This window comes from Aestuariirhabdus sp. LZHN29, from assembly GCF_049985285.1.
GTDB lineage: Bacteria > Pseudomonadota > Gammaproteobacteria > Pseudomonadales > Aestuariirhabdaceae > Aestuariirhabdus.
On record NZ_JBNIEU010000002.1, the window covers coordinates 216,078 to 228,324 of the forward strand.

The window sequence follows — 12,247 nt, forward strand, 5'->3', positions numbered from 1 at the left end:
AACGGCAGCCAGTGGCTGCCGTTTTTGTTGCTGGCGTTGGCGCGTTATTAAAAAAGGGGGCGATTGGTGCAAAAGCTATAGCGGGTTGCACCAAATTCAAACCATTGACCGAGATCAAAATAGGCTATTGTTGGTGCAGCTGGTTTTTTTTGGCGCACTTTTTTCCCATTGCAGAAGAAACGGGCGTTAAAAGGCTCTAGCACGCCCTTTTCGATTGCATTGGTTTGGAAAACTTGATTTAGTTGAGCCATAAGCGCACGGAGAAATGCCTTAGTGCGCTGAATCTAGCGAGTAGCAAAGTCATTATCGGTCCCTGCGAGGTGTTGGTGGTTGTCGTTACTCGGGATATCTCGAAATGCTGAAGGTGCCACCCGCTTGGGGGTAGGTGTTTCGTTTCACATACTAAAAACTATTAGTAACCAATTAAGGATAGGATATGAAAAAGCTCGGAATTTTTGCAGCTGCCGCTGCCGTGGGCCTCTCATTCGCTCAGAGTGCTTCTGCTGAAGATGTAACCCTTAAAGCCGTTCAGGAACGTGGCTACTTGCAGTGTGGTGTGAGTACCGGACTGCCAGGCTTTTCCAACCCTGATGAGAAGGGTAACTGGATGGGTATGGACGTTGACGTATGCCGCGCTGTTGCAGCAGCGACCCTGGGTGACGCCACCAAGGTTAAGTACACTCCGCTGACGGCTAAAGAGCGCTTTACCGCTCTACAGTCTGGTGAGATCGACGTGCTGTCTCGCAACACTACCTGGACTCAAACTCGTGATACTTCCCTGGGCCTTAACTTCGCCGGTGTGAACTACTACGATGGCCAGGGTTTCATGGTCACCAAGTCCCTTGGCGTAAAGAGCGCGTTGGAGCTTGATGGTGCGGCAGTATGTATTCAGGCCGGTACGACTACCGAGCTGAACCTTGCCGATTACTTCCGTGAAAACAACATGAAGTACCAGCCAGTGGTATTTGATACCTCTGACCAGACGGTTAAGGGTTTTGAAGCAGGACGTTGCGACATCCTGACCTCAGACGCTTCCCAGCTCTACGCCCTGCGCATCAAGCTGGCTAATCCAGACAGCGCTATCGTACTGCCTGAAATTATCTCCAAGGAGCCTCTGGGTCCTGTGGTTCGCCAGGGTGATGACCAGTGGTTCAACATCGTTAAGTGGAGCATGAATGCCCTGATTAACGCTGAAGAGATGGGCCTGACCTCAGCTAACATCGACGAAATGAAGGCGGGTGATAACCCAGGCATTCTGCGCTTTGTCGGTATCGATGGACCCAAGGGTAAGGGACTTGACCTGGCCGATGACTGGGCTTACCAGATCGTTAAGCAAGTGGGTAACTACGGTGAGGTATTTGACCGCAACGTAGGTGCTGGATCAGCGCTTAACATTGACCGTGGTGTTAACGCACTGTGGAGCAAAGGCGGGTTCATGTACGCGCCGCCAATGCGCTAAGCGAGTCGTCTGGAGCGGTTGCAGCCACAAGCTGTAGCCGCTTCTTGTTTTCACTCCTGACTATCCAGTGGAGTAGTTTGATGCCGGAAGATAACAATTATTCGGCGAATTCCAAGCCAAAGTTCTGGAACAACCCCGAAAAACGGGCGCTTCTGTTTCAGGTGCTAATGGTTGGAACCGTTATCCTGTTCGCTCTATTTATCATCAATAACACCATGGTCAACCTCGAGAAGCGGGGTATATCGACCGGTTTTGACTTCCTGAGCCAAAACGCGGGCTTCGATATCCTTCTCACGTTGATCCCGTTCGACGCGACCTACAGCTTTGGCCGTACGTTTGTTGTCGGACTGCTTAACACCATGCTGGTGTCGTTTCTAGGTGTGATCCTGGCGACCCTGTTAGGTTTTATTATCGGCGTTGCCAGATTGTCTCATAACTGGTTGATCGCCAAGATCGCGGCAGTTTATGTCGAGATATTTCGAAATATTCCCCTGCTATTGCAGATTTTCTTCTGGTACTTCGCGGTGTTGCAGTTGCTGCCGTCACCCAAACAAAGTATCGAGCTATTCAATGGAGTTCAGCTTAATGTCCGAGGCTTGTATCTCCCCGAGCCGGTCGCCGGTAGCGGATTCGGTTGGGTAGTTATAGCGTTTTTTGCGGCGCTGATTATGTCTGTGTTTCTGGTTCGCTGGGCGCGTCGGCGCCAGGATGAAACCGGCCAGTTTTTCCCCGCCTACTTGGCCTCACTGGGTTTGATTATTGGTCTTTGCGGCCTTACTTTCCTGCTTGTGGGTTCTCCCCTGACCTGGGTTAATCCAGAGCTGGTGGGCTTTAACTTCAAAGGTGGTATTACTGTTATTCCCGAACTCAGTGCGTTGCTATTGGCGTTGAGTATCTATACTGCTGCCTTTATCGCCGAAATAGTGCGTTCTGGTATTGAGGCGGTTGACCATGGGCAGACCGAAGCCGCTTCGGCGCTGGGTTTGCCACGATCCCGCACGCTGCGGCTGGTGGTTATACCCCAGGCGATGCGCGTGGTGATTCCACCTCTCACCAGCCAGTACCTCAATTTGATCAAAAACTCATCGTTGGCTACCGCCATCGGTTATCCCGATCTTGTTAGTGTATTTGCCGGTACCACACTCAACCAGACGGGTCAGGCGATCGAAGTTATTGCGATGACCATGGCCGTTTACCTCACGTTGAGTCTGTTGGTGTCGCTGTTTATGAACTGGTACAACAAGCGCATGGCGCTGGTGGAGCGATAATCGATGTTGCATAACGATCAAAAACTCCCCGACCTGCCGGCACCTGTCAGTACTTCTGGTCCCATTGGCTGGTTGCGGGAAAACCTGTTTGATAGCTGGATAAACTCTATCCTTACGGTGATTGCAGCCTACTTTGTTGTCACCACTATTGGGCCGTTGCTGGATTGGGCGTTTTTTAGTGCTGATTTTTTCGGGACTGACAAGGACGCTTGCAGCAGTGATGGTGCCTGTTGGGTATTTGTCACGGTACGGATCAAGCAGTTTATCTATGGTTTTTACCCCGAAGCGGAGCTTTGGCGTATCAACCTCCTGTTCGCCATGTTTGCCGGGCTTATTGCGGCTTTGGTTATCGAGCGCACACCGCACCGTGGCTGGATCGCACTGTTCACGCTGACGATTTTCCCCGTCATTGCATTTTTCCTGCTTTACGGTGATGCGTTCGGTCTCGAAAAGGTAGAGACCCATAAGTGGGGCGGTTTGATGCTGACTCTGGTACTGGCGGTAGTCGGTATTGTGGCGGCGTTGCCCTTTGGCATTTTTCTGGCTCTGGGGCGCCGTTCCCATATGCCGGTGGCACGCAGTTTCTGCACCATCTTTATCGAGGTGTGGCGCGGAGTGCCACTGATCTCGGTTCTGTTTATGGCGTCAGTGATGTTTCCGCTGTTTGTTCCTGAGGAGATATCGTTCGACAAGCTGTTGCGCGCCCTGATCGGTATCGTGATGTTCCAGTCGGCCTATATGGCGGAAGTCATTCGAGGTGGCTTACAAGCGATCCCTAAGGGGCAGTACGAAGCCGGTGAGGCGATGGGCCTGAGCTATTGGAAGCTGATGGGCCTGATTATTCTTCCCCAGGCGTTAAAGATAGTTATCCCCGGTATCGTGAATACCTTTATCGCGCTGTTTAAGGATACCTCGCTGGTGCTGATTATTGGACTGTTCGATGTGCTTGCGACAGTGCAGGCCGCGATTACCGATCCGGCCTGGCCGCGCGTCTCGACAGAAGGCTATGTATTTGTTGCCTTTGTGTTCTGGATTTTCTGTTTCAGTATGTCCCGTTACAGCCAGTCCCTTGAACGCAAGCTCAACACTGGCCATCGCTAAGCGTGGCCTGCAAAAAGAATTGAGAGGAAAAACCGATGTCTGAACAAAATAACGGGACTGCCCGAAACGACTCAGAAGCCTCCAGTGAGGTAGTGATTGAGCTTAAAGGCGTCAACAAGTGGTATGGCGATTTTCATGTCCTCAAAGACATTAACCTGCAAGTGACCAAGGGCGAGCGTATCGTCGTTTGTGGTCCTTCCGGTTCGGGGAAATCAACCATGATTCGCTGTATTAACCATCTGGAGGAGCATCAGAAAGGAGATATCATTGTCTCCGGCACCCCTCTGACCAACGACTTGAAAAACATCGAGGCGATTCGGAAGGAGGTGGGTATGTGCTTCCAGCACTTTAACCTGTTCCCTCACCTGACCGTCCTGGAGAACTGCTGTTTGGCACCGATCTGGGTACGCAAAATGTCGCGACCTGAGGCGGAGGCGGTGGGGATGAAATATCTGGAGCGGGTGCAGATCGCCGAGCAGGCGTTGAAGTATCCTGGACAGTTGTCTGGTGGTCAGCAACAACGTGTCGCCATTGCCCGCAGCCTATGCATGAGCCCGCAAATTATGCTGTTTGATGAGCCCACCTCGGCGCTTGATCCGGAGATGGTAAAGGAGGTTCTCGATACCATGGTGGAGCTGGCAGAGGATGGCATGACCATGATCTGCGTAACCCACGAGATGGGCTTCGCCAAGACCGTAGCAGACCGGGTGATCTTTATGGATGCCGGGCAGGTGATCGAAGAAAACGAACCCAACGAGTTCTTCAATAATCCGCAGTCAGAGCGTACCCAGCTGTTCCTGAGCCAGATTCTGCAACACTAGGGCTTCTTTTCAGGTAACAATTCGCAGTCATAAAAAAACGCCTCACCGAGGCGTTTTTTTATGACTGCGAATAAGAGGAACATGACTAATTAACAGCTAATGGCAGGTGCCCGGTCTTTACCCAGATTACCGTTTCCTCCTCCACAAAAGGATGGTGTTGGCTCTGGTGTGGGCTGCGCATCCAGCTACCGGCGCGGTAGCGACCATGTTCATCACAAAACTCTCCGCTGATGACGAAAATCTCCTCACCACCAAAATGGCGGTGGGGCAGAAAACGCTCGCCGGCGGGCCACTTGACCAGCGCCACCTGTTCCGCCTCGTGACTGTGAAGCGGCATCACTTGCAGTCCCCCCTGGCCAGGAAGCCAGGGGGTGTTGAGAGTATCAATGCGTACGCTGGTGAGGTCGTCGGGCTGAAACTGATGGAGTTTGACGAATAAAATGCAGCCCTCCGGACTGTAGGGGGTGTGTGAAGACCCGGGAGGGTTACGGAAGTAATGGCCTGGGCCGTATTCGCCGTGCTCGTCACAAAACGTACCTTCGAGAACGAGGATCTCTTCACCCAGGGGATGAGCATGGGCAGAAAAACGCGCGCCCGCATCATACCGCACCAGACTGGTAGCATGACCCTGCTCTGCCTCCTCTCGAGCCAGCGGGATTCTACAGACGCCGGGCATGGGGCTGGGCTGCCATGGTTGGCCTTGGGTGTCGATAACGACCCGTTGGCCAAACTGCATATTGAGCATATTGCGAACCCCGCGTGGTAAATAGTGATAAAACCATAGCAAAGCAGTCAAGATAAGGCGATAACCAATCTCTGTAACGCTAAAGAATTACTCATTAGTGCCGTTAACTTTCCTATACTGATGTAACTGAAACTGTATCAATGAGGATGATTCGATGAGAAATCTATTAGCGATGGTGGTCGGGGTGGCATTGGTAGCTGTTAGCGGTTTGAGTTTGGCTGAAGAGGTACCGCCCGAGGTGAAGAAAATTGCACCGCAACTGCAGAGTATTGGCATGGATCCCACGCTGGTGGCGGCGGTCAAAGAGCAAAATGCGAAGGGCATGAGTCTGGATTCCATCAAGCAGGCGGACACCAAGTGGCGGGGAACCGAAGGTATCGATAGCTTTATGCAATCGCTTATGGATAGCGATGCCGCCAAAACTCTTTCGAAAATAGAAAGCTCACAAAAGTATTACCTGGAGCTTTTTCTGATGGACAATCAGGGTGCCAACGTTGCCATGACCGGCAAAACATCCGATTACTGGCAGGGCGATGAAGCCAAATGGACCGAGTCATTTAAGGGCGGCACCGGTGCGCTTCATGTGGGTGAGGTTGAGTTTGATGAAAGTGCCCAAGCCTATTTGGTGCAGGTGTCGGTTCCGGTGATGGATGGCGGCAAGGCGATCGGTGCTGTCACCATCGGTATCAATCTTGATGAGTTTGAATGATTTAATTTCAATGGATCGAAGCAGTGCTAACAGTGAGGCTGCTTCCTGAACGGTAGAATTTCGCGGGGACTCGCTATGAATTGGATGAATAACTTATCGTTTCGCATGAAACTGGCGATCCCGGTTGCCCTGCTAGCGATACTTCTGGCCGTGATTGCGCTGATGGGAATAAGGAATATCGGTAAGGTGGATGAAGCGTCGGATAATTTGGCCGAGCGTCTGCTGCCCAAGATAAACCTGTTGCTGCAAGCGGACCGTGACCTTTATCAGGCGCAGGTTGCCGAACGCAGTGTTATTTTTGTGGATGTGAAGTCCCCCGAATATAAGGTGCTGCAGACGCAGCATAGTGAAAATTTGCAGCAGGTCGCCGAGCGCATGGCGAAGTTTGAAGCGCTGGAAACTCACCCCGATGATAAAGCAACGGTACAGGGGTTTAATGAACGCTTTACGGCTTGGCGGGCCACCACTGACAACATCCTTAAACAACGCACCGAGGGTGAACGAAAAGGGCGTAAAATAGCTATCGAACTCAGCTTTGGGCGGGGTGCGACGGAGTTTGATGCGGCTCGGGATATCATTGATCAGTTAACGGAGTCGGTAGAGGCCGAGATCGAAGAGGAGGTCGCGGCGAGTGATGCATTGACCGCCGCCAGCCAACAGGCGCAGATGGTGTCAATGCTGATTGGCTTGGCTATTTGTGCCGCCGTTGGTTTGCTGTTTCCTCGTCTTGTTACCGGCCCTCTCCATCAGATGCTGTCCAGGGTAGAGGATATTTCCCATGGTGATGGTGATTTAACCCAGCGTGTCCCGGTTGCGGGACGCGACGAACTCGGGCGTTTGGCGGGGGCTTTCAATACGTTTTTGGAGAAACTCCACGCGATTATTGGCCAGGTTTCGGGCTCAACAACCCAGTCAGCCACAGCGGCCGAGGAACTCTCAAGTATTACTGCCGATGCGCGCACCAATGTCGATCAGCAGCATCGAGTGATTCAGGAGGTGGCTGCTGCCGTGAGCGAGATGGCAGCAACGGTGCAGGAAGTGGCGCGCAATGCGGCGGATGCCGCGGGTGGTGCACGAGATGCCGATGACAACGCCCGCCAGGGGCAGCAGGTCGTACAGCAGGCGATCTCATCGATCCAGCAGCTAGCGGAAGATGTAGACAGCGCCGCCCAGGTGATCCGCACCGTGGAGCAGGATAGCAATACGATCGGCGGCGTACTCGATGTGATCCGGGGAATCGCCGAGCAAACCAACCTGTTGGCACTCAATGCGGCGATCGAAGCGGCCCGCGCGGGTGAACAGGGCAGGGGGTTTGCGGTGGTCGCCGATGAGGTACGTACCCTTGCCAGCCGAACCCAGCAGTCCACAGAAGAGATTCAGCAGATGATCGAAAAGTTGCAGCAGGGAGCTGGGGAAGCGGTTCGGGTTATGGAGGTGGGGCAGACTCGTGCTAACGAGAGTGTAGAGCGGGCGACCGCGGCGGGGTCAGCCCTCGGCGCAATTACTGAAGCCGTGGCTGCTATCAGCGATATGAACACCCAGATCGCCAGCGCCGCTGAACAGCAGACCGCGGTAACCGAGGAGATCAACCGTAATATTACCAATTTGAGCGACTATTCCGACCGCTCCAGTGAGGGCGCGAGCCATGTTAGCGATGCCAGCGCGGAGTTAGCGCGCCTGGCTTCCGAGCTGCAGGTTGAGGTGAATAAGTTCAAGTTGTAATAGGATCTCTCTCCTGTTCGCTCTGTTTGCGGTGCGGTGCGGAGCGGTGGAAGTTATAGCGGGTGGTAGTGATTTATTATGAGTAATGCTCGCTTTGTGGAGGGCGACAAAGACCGCTCGGTGAAGCCTTCTATCTTGGTGCTTGGGGCTACCGGTTATGTTGGCTCTCATCTCGTTCCCAAGTTGCTGGAGAGCGGTTATAACGTTCGTGCAGGGGGGCGCGATGGCGTGCAACTTTCCGCCCGGTTTAGGGACTCGGTGGAATGCTGTACGCTGGATCTTCTGCAGCCTGACACCCTGAATAGTCCTCTGCAGGGAATCGATACCGTCTACTATCTGGTTCACTCCATGCTCAGCGGCGATGACTTCGCTGCCAGGGATCTTCGAGCGGCTCGTATTCTCGCCGCCGCCGCAGCGCAGGCCGGTGTCAGCCGTATCGTCTATCTGGGGGCTGCATACCCTGATAACACGACCTCGGAGCATTTAATCTCTCGTCGCGATACCGGAGCTGCGTTGGCGAGTGGGTCTGTTCCGGTCGTAGAGTTGCGTGCGCCCGTGGTAGTGGGCGCGGGTTCGGTGCCCTTCGAAGCGATACGGGATATGGTCAATCATTTACCCGCTATGGTATTGCCCATGGCCGCTCGTCACACCAGTGCCCCCCTGGCGTTAACCAATCTGCTCCACTATTTGACCGCGCTTGCGACACCGGACTCGGCGCCCGCCGGGATTTACCTGTTGGCGGGGCCGCAAACGATCAGTTATCAGGAACAGATTCGCCGTTACGCCAAGGTGGTCGGCAAAGGGTTTGTGACGCTGCGGGTCCCCGGGCTTGGGCTGGGATTGGTTCGCTTGGCCATGCCACTATTCAGTTCGGCACCGTCGCCGGTCATTCGAGCATTACTGGGAGGACTACGGGACAATATGCCGAACGACGCCCGGGCCATACAGCGGCTTATCCCCCAGCCGCTGTTAAATTATGAGGCTGCGGTGGAGGAGGCTCTTGCCCAGGAGCGCCAGCAGGCGGGGTCGCTTGAATGGTACCAGGGTAATCCCCGCTTCCGCGATGGTTGGCCTAATTCGGCCTATTATGGGGACTGTCTGGTACTGTCTCGGGAGTGTGCATTGTCCCCCGCTGAACTGTGGCCGATACTCAGTCGCATTGGTGGTTCCCAACGTTTTTTCAGCATGAACTGGGTGTGGGCGGTGCGTGAATGGATGGACTTTATCGTAGGCGGTCCCGGGCGAGACCTGGGCCGGGATACTCCCGACCGGCTGGTTGTGGGAGAGCGGGTCGATTCCTGGCGCATTCTGGATGTGATCGACAAGCGGCGGGTGTTGTTGGGCTTCCGTATGAAGGGGCCCGGCTCGGGCACCCTGGAGTTTAGACTGCGCCCATTGGCCGGGGGTGGCTCAAAGATAACCATGCTGGCTTACTGGCATCCTGCCGGGGTCTGGGGGCAACTTTACTGGTACACCATGATGCGCCCCCACAGTTTCCTTTTTCGGCATATGTTGCGCGCGATCGAGCGCTTGGCAACAGCGCGTATGGCATCGCCTGCGGACGAACGAACGCAGTAATTATTGAGTATTAAAGTTCTCTACCCTTAGCCGTTGCCTTTGAAAGCGAGGGCGCAGGGCCGCACCCTTGGCTATATTTAGGCTTCTGCTCGGTTTTTGCCCACCAGGGCAGGCTGCTCTCTTCCCCGCATTTATCGGGATAGCAAAAAATGATTTACCAGTTTAAGGATATGCTGATCGACACACAGCGCTATGAGGTGCGCCGTGGTGGTGAGCCGGTGCCGGTTGAGCCGCTCCTATTTGACCTGTTGGTTTATTTCGTCAGTCATCCCGGGCAGCTGTTCAGCCATGATGAGTTGGTGCAGGCAGTATGGCGTGGCCGTTGTGTTTCGGATTCGACGATTAATAGCGCGATCAAAAACGCAAGAAAGGCACTGGGTGATAATGGAGCGACGCAAACCTACATTAAAACAGTTCATGGGCGAGGATTTCGTTTCAACGGCACGCCCCAGTGTATCCCTGAAGAGGGAGACAGGGTGCCGAGAGGTGAGCGTGCTGAGCCAACGGCTCTTATCTCCAGCCCTCTTGCGTTGCTAATTGTTCCGTTTCGAGAAATTGCAGGTTACAGGCGGCTCGATGATTATGTGGCGGGAATGGTGGCCGATCTGGAGACCATCCTTACCCGGGTGCCTTTGCTCAATATTCAACCCTATGGCAGTCAGCCCGTTAAAGAGGAGCGCGCGATATCTGCACAGCAGCTCGGTGATAGCTATGGTGTGCGCTACCTATTGCAAGGTACGGGTCAGGTAGCCCACAACCGCCTACGCATCAATATCCGGCTGATGGATACGCTAACCGGCTATAGTTTGTGGGGCGAGTTGTTTGAGGAACCCCTGGACGAGACGGGGTTACCCGTTACCCAGATGACGAATGCGGTTATAGCAAAGCTGGAGCCCCAGTTGGTTAAGGCGATGCTGCTTTCAACGCGGTCGGAACAGGGTAAGCCCAGTGCCCGCTCACTGTATATCGAAGCGAGCGGCATACTGGCGCTTAAAGGCTGGCACCAGGACACCTTTGCCGAAGCGATTAGCCTGCTGCATCAAACTATCTCCCTTGATCCTAACTTTCCTTTGGCCAGGGCCTATCTATCGCTTGTGTTGGCGTTGGGGTTTCGTTTTGGGCTATTGGGTGACTACCCCAAGGCGAAAGAGGAGGCGACCATAGCCGCAGAGAGTGCGTTACGGCAGGACAGTACGGATTCGACGGTACTTGGCTTCGCCGGCTGCGCCCTGGCGGACCTGGGGTGTATAGAGCGCGCTAAGCCCATCTTACAAAACGCTATCGAGTTGTCGCCTGCCAACGCTCAGGCCTTGGCAGCACTGGGGGCGGTTTGTTTGATGGAAGGTGATGCAAGTGGGGCGGTTAAACGGCTGGGTAGGAGTCTGGAAATTAGTCCACTGGATAGCCGCCTTTCGGTCTGGGGTGCAATCCTTGCACTTGCTTTGTTGCGCAGCGGCGATCTGGACGCCGCCGTTGAACAGGCAAATCTGGCGTGCCAACGGGATGATATGAACTACCTCCCTCGGGTTGCACTGGCGACGGTTTTACTTGCCCTGGGACGTCAGGTTGAGGCCCGCTCTGCAATGAAAGAAGCCTACCGAATCAAACCCGGCCTGGGGCCACCCCAGCTTGAGTCGTTGGTGGGTCGTAAGGCCAGCTACTCGCTGATTCAGCTCGTAGCCATCGATACGGACTAATTCCGCCCCCTCCCTTGAATCCACACAGTATCCCCATGGTTCTACCATGTATTCACTTCCCTTCGGATTTACTCTGTGGGTCGTCGGTGGGTGTTTCTGAGTGGTGCTGAATCAAGTTGTTAGTACCCGAGAGGCGGCTGACGTTGTTGCCTTATAACGAACAGGCATTACTTTGATAGATTTATAATTTGACATCTATCGAACTAATATATAGTTTTATGGTTGTCGAAGTGTGAAATGATAAAGAGTAATCCAAGGAGGATTCAGATGAGCCGTAACTATCTTATTCATACGCTATTTTTCATGATCTACGCGGGGCTTAATGTCGGGGTATATCAGCTATCGAGTCAGTTTGGTTTTAGCCCCGTTGGACAGTTTGTATTGGCCCCCTTGATCATAATTGCCGGTGGCTCGTTGTTGTATGTTATGGACGAACGCCTGGTAGCAGCACTGTGCTCTGTGGGAAACCGTGAAGCCGTGGCGGATTCCGCGGCCCGGGTTGCTGTCGGTGAGACCCTCGTGGAAGCCGTTGCTGTGCAATCGCCAGCTATGGTAGAGCGTCGTGTGAATCCTCGGCGGGTTCTACCCGGGCGCAGTGAGCGTCGGCGAGCGCTCTTTCCGGGGCAGATGGCTGTAACGTCCTGATGGGATGGCGCACCAAGGCTGACAGCAGCAGTGGAGGAGTTTATTATGCAAGCTGATGTACGTGAGGAGATTGTTTTGAATACCCATCGGCTTGCCAAGGCGTTTAAGGCGCTTTCCAACGAAAATCGACTGGCTATCTATTTGGAGATTATGCGCCATGGGGAGGGCGTGCTGAAACCCGATGCGGCCCTGTGCGGTGGGGGTTGCATGCTAGCCGATATCATCAGTTCACTGAATATCGGGGCGCCGACGGTCTCCCATCACATGAAAGAGCTGATTAATGCTGATCTGATCGAGGTCGAAAAGCAGGGCAAGTTTCTTCATTGTCGTATCAATACAGACACCCAGCTGGAGCTGGAGCATTTTTTCTCCCTCTCGGGACAGTTTCAGCCCGGGGCCGCTTTGGCGCCTACCCGGTAACAGCCATCCCCTGACCCGTCCGGGCCTGTTGCGGGGCGGTGGTTTGTAGAGCGTTGGGCGTTTAGGCGATGAGCCCGGGTAA

General features: G+C 54.1%; 12 protein-coding genes. 10 read left to right on the forward strand and 2 right to left on the reverse strand.

Going from position 1 to position 12,247, the window contains the following annotated elements:
• Positions 1-47 precede the first annotated feature (47 nt).
• Complete coding sequence (locus ACP3PW_RS07675) at positions 48-251, reverse strand: hypothetical protein (RefSeq protein WP_426416104.1); 204 nt, start codon at positions 249-251, stop codon at positions 48-50.
• A 185-nt stretch (positions 252-436) separates the two neighbouring features.
• Between ACP3PW_RS07675 and ACP3PW_RS07680 the strand changes: the two genes are divergently transcribed.
• From ACP3PW_RS07680 to ACP3PW_RS07695, 4 genes are all read left to right on the forward strand, one after another.
• The gene (locus tag ACP3PW_RS07680) at positions 437-1,459 is read left to right on the forward strand and encodes an amino acid ABC transporter substrate-binding protein (RefSeq protein WP_426416105.1); all 1,023 of its coding nucleotides are present in this window, start codon (positions 437-439) and stop codon (positions 1,457-1,459) included.
• A gap of 77 nt (positions 1,460-1,536) precedes the next feature.
• On the forward strand, positions 1,537-2,727 hold the full coding sequence (locus ACP3PW_RS07685) for an amino acid ABC transporter permease (protein WP_426417023.1): 1,191 nt from the start codon (positions 1,537-1,539) through the stop codon (positions 2,725-2,727).
• Positions 2,728-2,730: 3 nt separating this feature from the next.
• On the forward strand, positions 2,731-3,828 hold the full coding sequence (locus ACP3PW_RS07690) for an amino acid ABC transporter permease (protein ID WP_426416106.1): 1,098 nt from the start codon (positions 2,731-2,733) through the stop codon (positions 3,826-3,828).
• A 35-nt stretch (positions 3,829-3,863) separates the two neighbouring features.
• Positions 3,864-4,649, forward strand: a complete 786-nt coding sequence (locus tag ACP3PW_RS07695) for an amino acid ABC transporter ATP-binding protein (protein ID WP_426416107.1) — start codon at positions 3,864-3,866, stop codon at positions 4,647-4,649.
• An 85-nt stretch (positions 4,650-4,734) separates the two neighbouring features.
• Here the strand turns inward: ACP3PW_RS07695 and ACP3PW_RS07700 are convergent, their stop codons facing one another.
• Entirely contained in the window at positions 4,735-5,394 is a 660-nt protein-coding gene (locus ACP3PW_RS07700) for a cupin domain-containing protein (RefSeq protein ID WP_426416108.1), read from the reverse strand.
• A 154-nt stretch (positions 5,395-5,548) separates the two neighbouring features.
• Between ACP3PW_RS07700 and ACP3PW_RS07705 the strand changes: the two genes are divergently transcribed.
• The 6 genes from ACP3PW_RS07705 to ACP3PW_RS07730 all read left to right on the forward strand — a co-directional run bounded on the left by ACP3PW_RS07705 (position 5,549) and on the right by ACP3PW_RS07730 (position 12,165).
• A complete protein-coding gene (locus ACP3PW_RS07705) occupies positions 5,549-6,103 on the forward strand; it encodes a hypothetical protein (RefSeq protein ID WP_426416109.1) in 555 nt (184 codons plus the stop codon).
• Positions 6,104-6,178: 75 nt separating this feature from the next.
• Positions 6,179-7,825, forward strand: coding sequence for a methyl-accepting chemotaxis protein (locus tag ACP3PW_RS07710; RefSeq protein WP_426416110.1), 1,647 nt, complete (start codon positions 6,179-6,181; stop codon positions 7,823-7,825).
• A gap of 78 nt (positions 7,826-7,903) precedes the next feature.
• Positions 7,904-9,403 carry a DUF2867 domain-containing protein gene (locus ACP3PW_RS07715; RefSeq protein ID WP_426416111.1) on the forward strand — a complete coding sequence of 500 codons (1,500 nt, stop codon included), beginning with the start codon at positions 7,904-7,906 and terminating at the stop codon, positions 9,401-9,403.
• Between the two features lie 149 nt (positions 9,404-9,552).
• Complete coding sequence (locus ACP3PW_RS07720; protein WP_426416112.1) at positions 9,553-11,100, forward strand: winged helix-turn-helix domain-containing protein; 1,548 nt, start codon at positions 9,553-9,555, stop codon at positions 11,098-11,100.
• 267 nt (positions 11,101-11,367) lie between these two features.
• Positions 11,368-11,745 carry a hypothetical protein gene (locus tag ACP3PW_RS07725; RefSeq protein ID WP_426416113.1) on the forward strand — a complete coding sequence of 126 codons (378 nt, stop codon included), beginning with the start codon at positions 11,368-11,370 and terminating at the stop codon, positions 11,743-11,745.
• A gap of 45 nt (positions 11,746-11,790) precedes the next feature.
• Complete coding sequence (locus tag ACP3PW_RS07730; protein ID WP_426416114.1) at positions 11,791-12,165, forward strand: ArsR/SmtB family transcription factor; 375 nt, start codon at positions 11,791-11,793, stop codon at positions 12,163-12,165.
• Positions 12,166-12,247: the final 82 nt, after the last annotated feature.

Bases quoted from the DNA above. Each gene is read 5' to 3' on its own strand.
- ACP3PW_RS07675 (WP_426416104.1), bottom strand. From the start codon at position 251: ATGGCTCAACTAAATCAAGTTTTCCAAACCAATGCAATCGAAAAGGGC.
- ACP3PW_RS07680 (WP_426416105.1), top strand. From the start codon at position 437: ATGAAAAAGCTCGGAATTTTTGCAGCTGCCGCTGCCGTGGGCCTCTCA.
- ACP3PW_RS07690 (WP_426416106.1), top strand. From the start codon at position 2,731: ATGTTGCATAACGATCAAAAACTCCCCGACCTGCCGGCACCTGTCAGT.
- ACP3PW_RS07695 (WP_426416107.1), top strand. From the start codon at position 3,864: ATGTCTGAACAAAATAACGGGACTGCCCGAAACGACTCAGAAGCCTCC.
- ACP3PW_RS07700 (WP_426416108.1), bottom strand. From the start codon at position 5,394: ATGCTCAATATGCAGTTTGGCCAACGGGTCGTTATCGACACCCAAGGC.
- ACP3PW_RS07705 (WP_426416109.1), top strand. From the start codon at position 5,549: ATGAGAAATCTATTAGCGATGGTGGTCGGGGTGGCATTGGTAGCTGTT.
- ACP3PW_RS07710 (WP_426416110.1), top strand. From the start codon at position 6,179: ATGAATTGGATGAATAACTTATCGTTTCGCATGAAACTGGCGATCCCG.
- ACP3PW_RS07715 (WP_426416111.1), top strand. From the start codon at position 7,904: ATGAGTAATGCTCGCTTTGTGGAGGGCGACAAAGACCGCTCGGTGAAG.
- ACP3PW_RS07720 (WP_426416112.1), top strand. From the start codon at position 9,553: ATGATTTACCAGTTTAAGGATATGCTGATCGACACACAGCGCTATGAG.
- ACP3PW_RS07725 (WP_426416113.1), top strand. From the start codon at position 11,368: ATGAGCCGTAACTATCTTATTCATACGCTATTTTTCATGATCTACGCG.
- ACP3PW_RS07730 (WP_426416114.1), top strand. From the start codon at position 11,791: ATGCAAGCTGATGTACGTGAGGAGATTGTTTTGAATACCCATCGGCTT.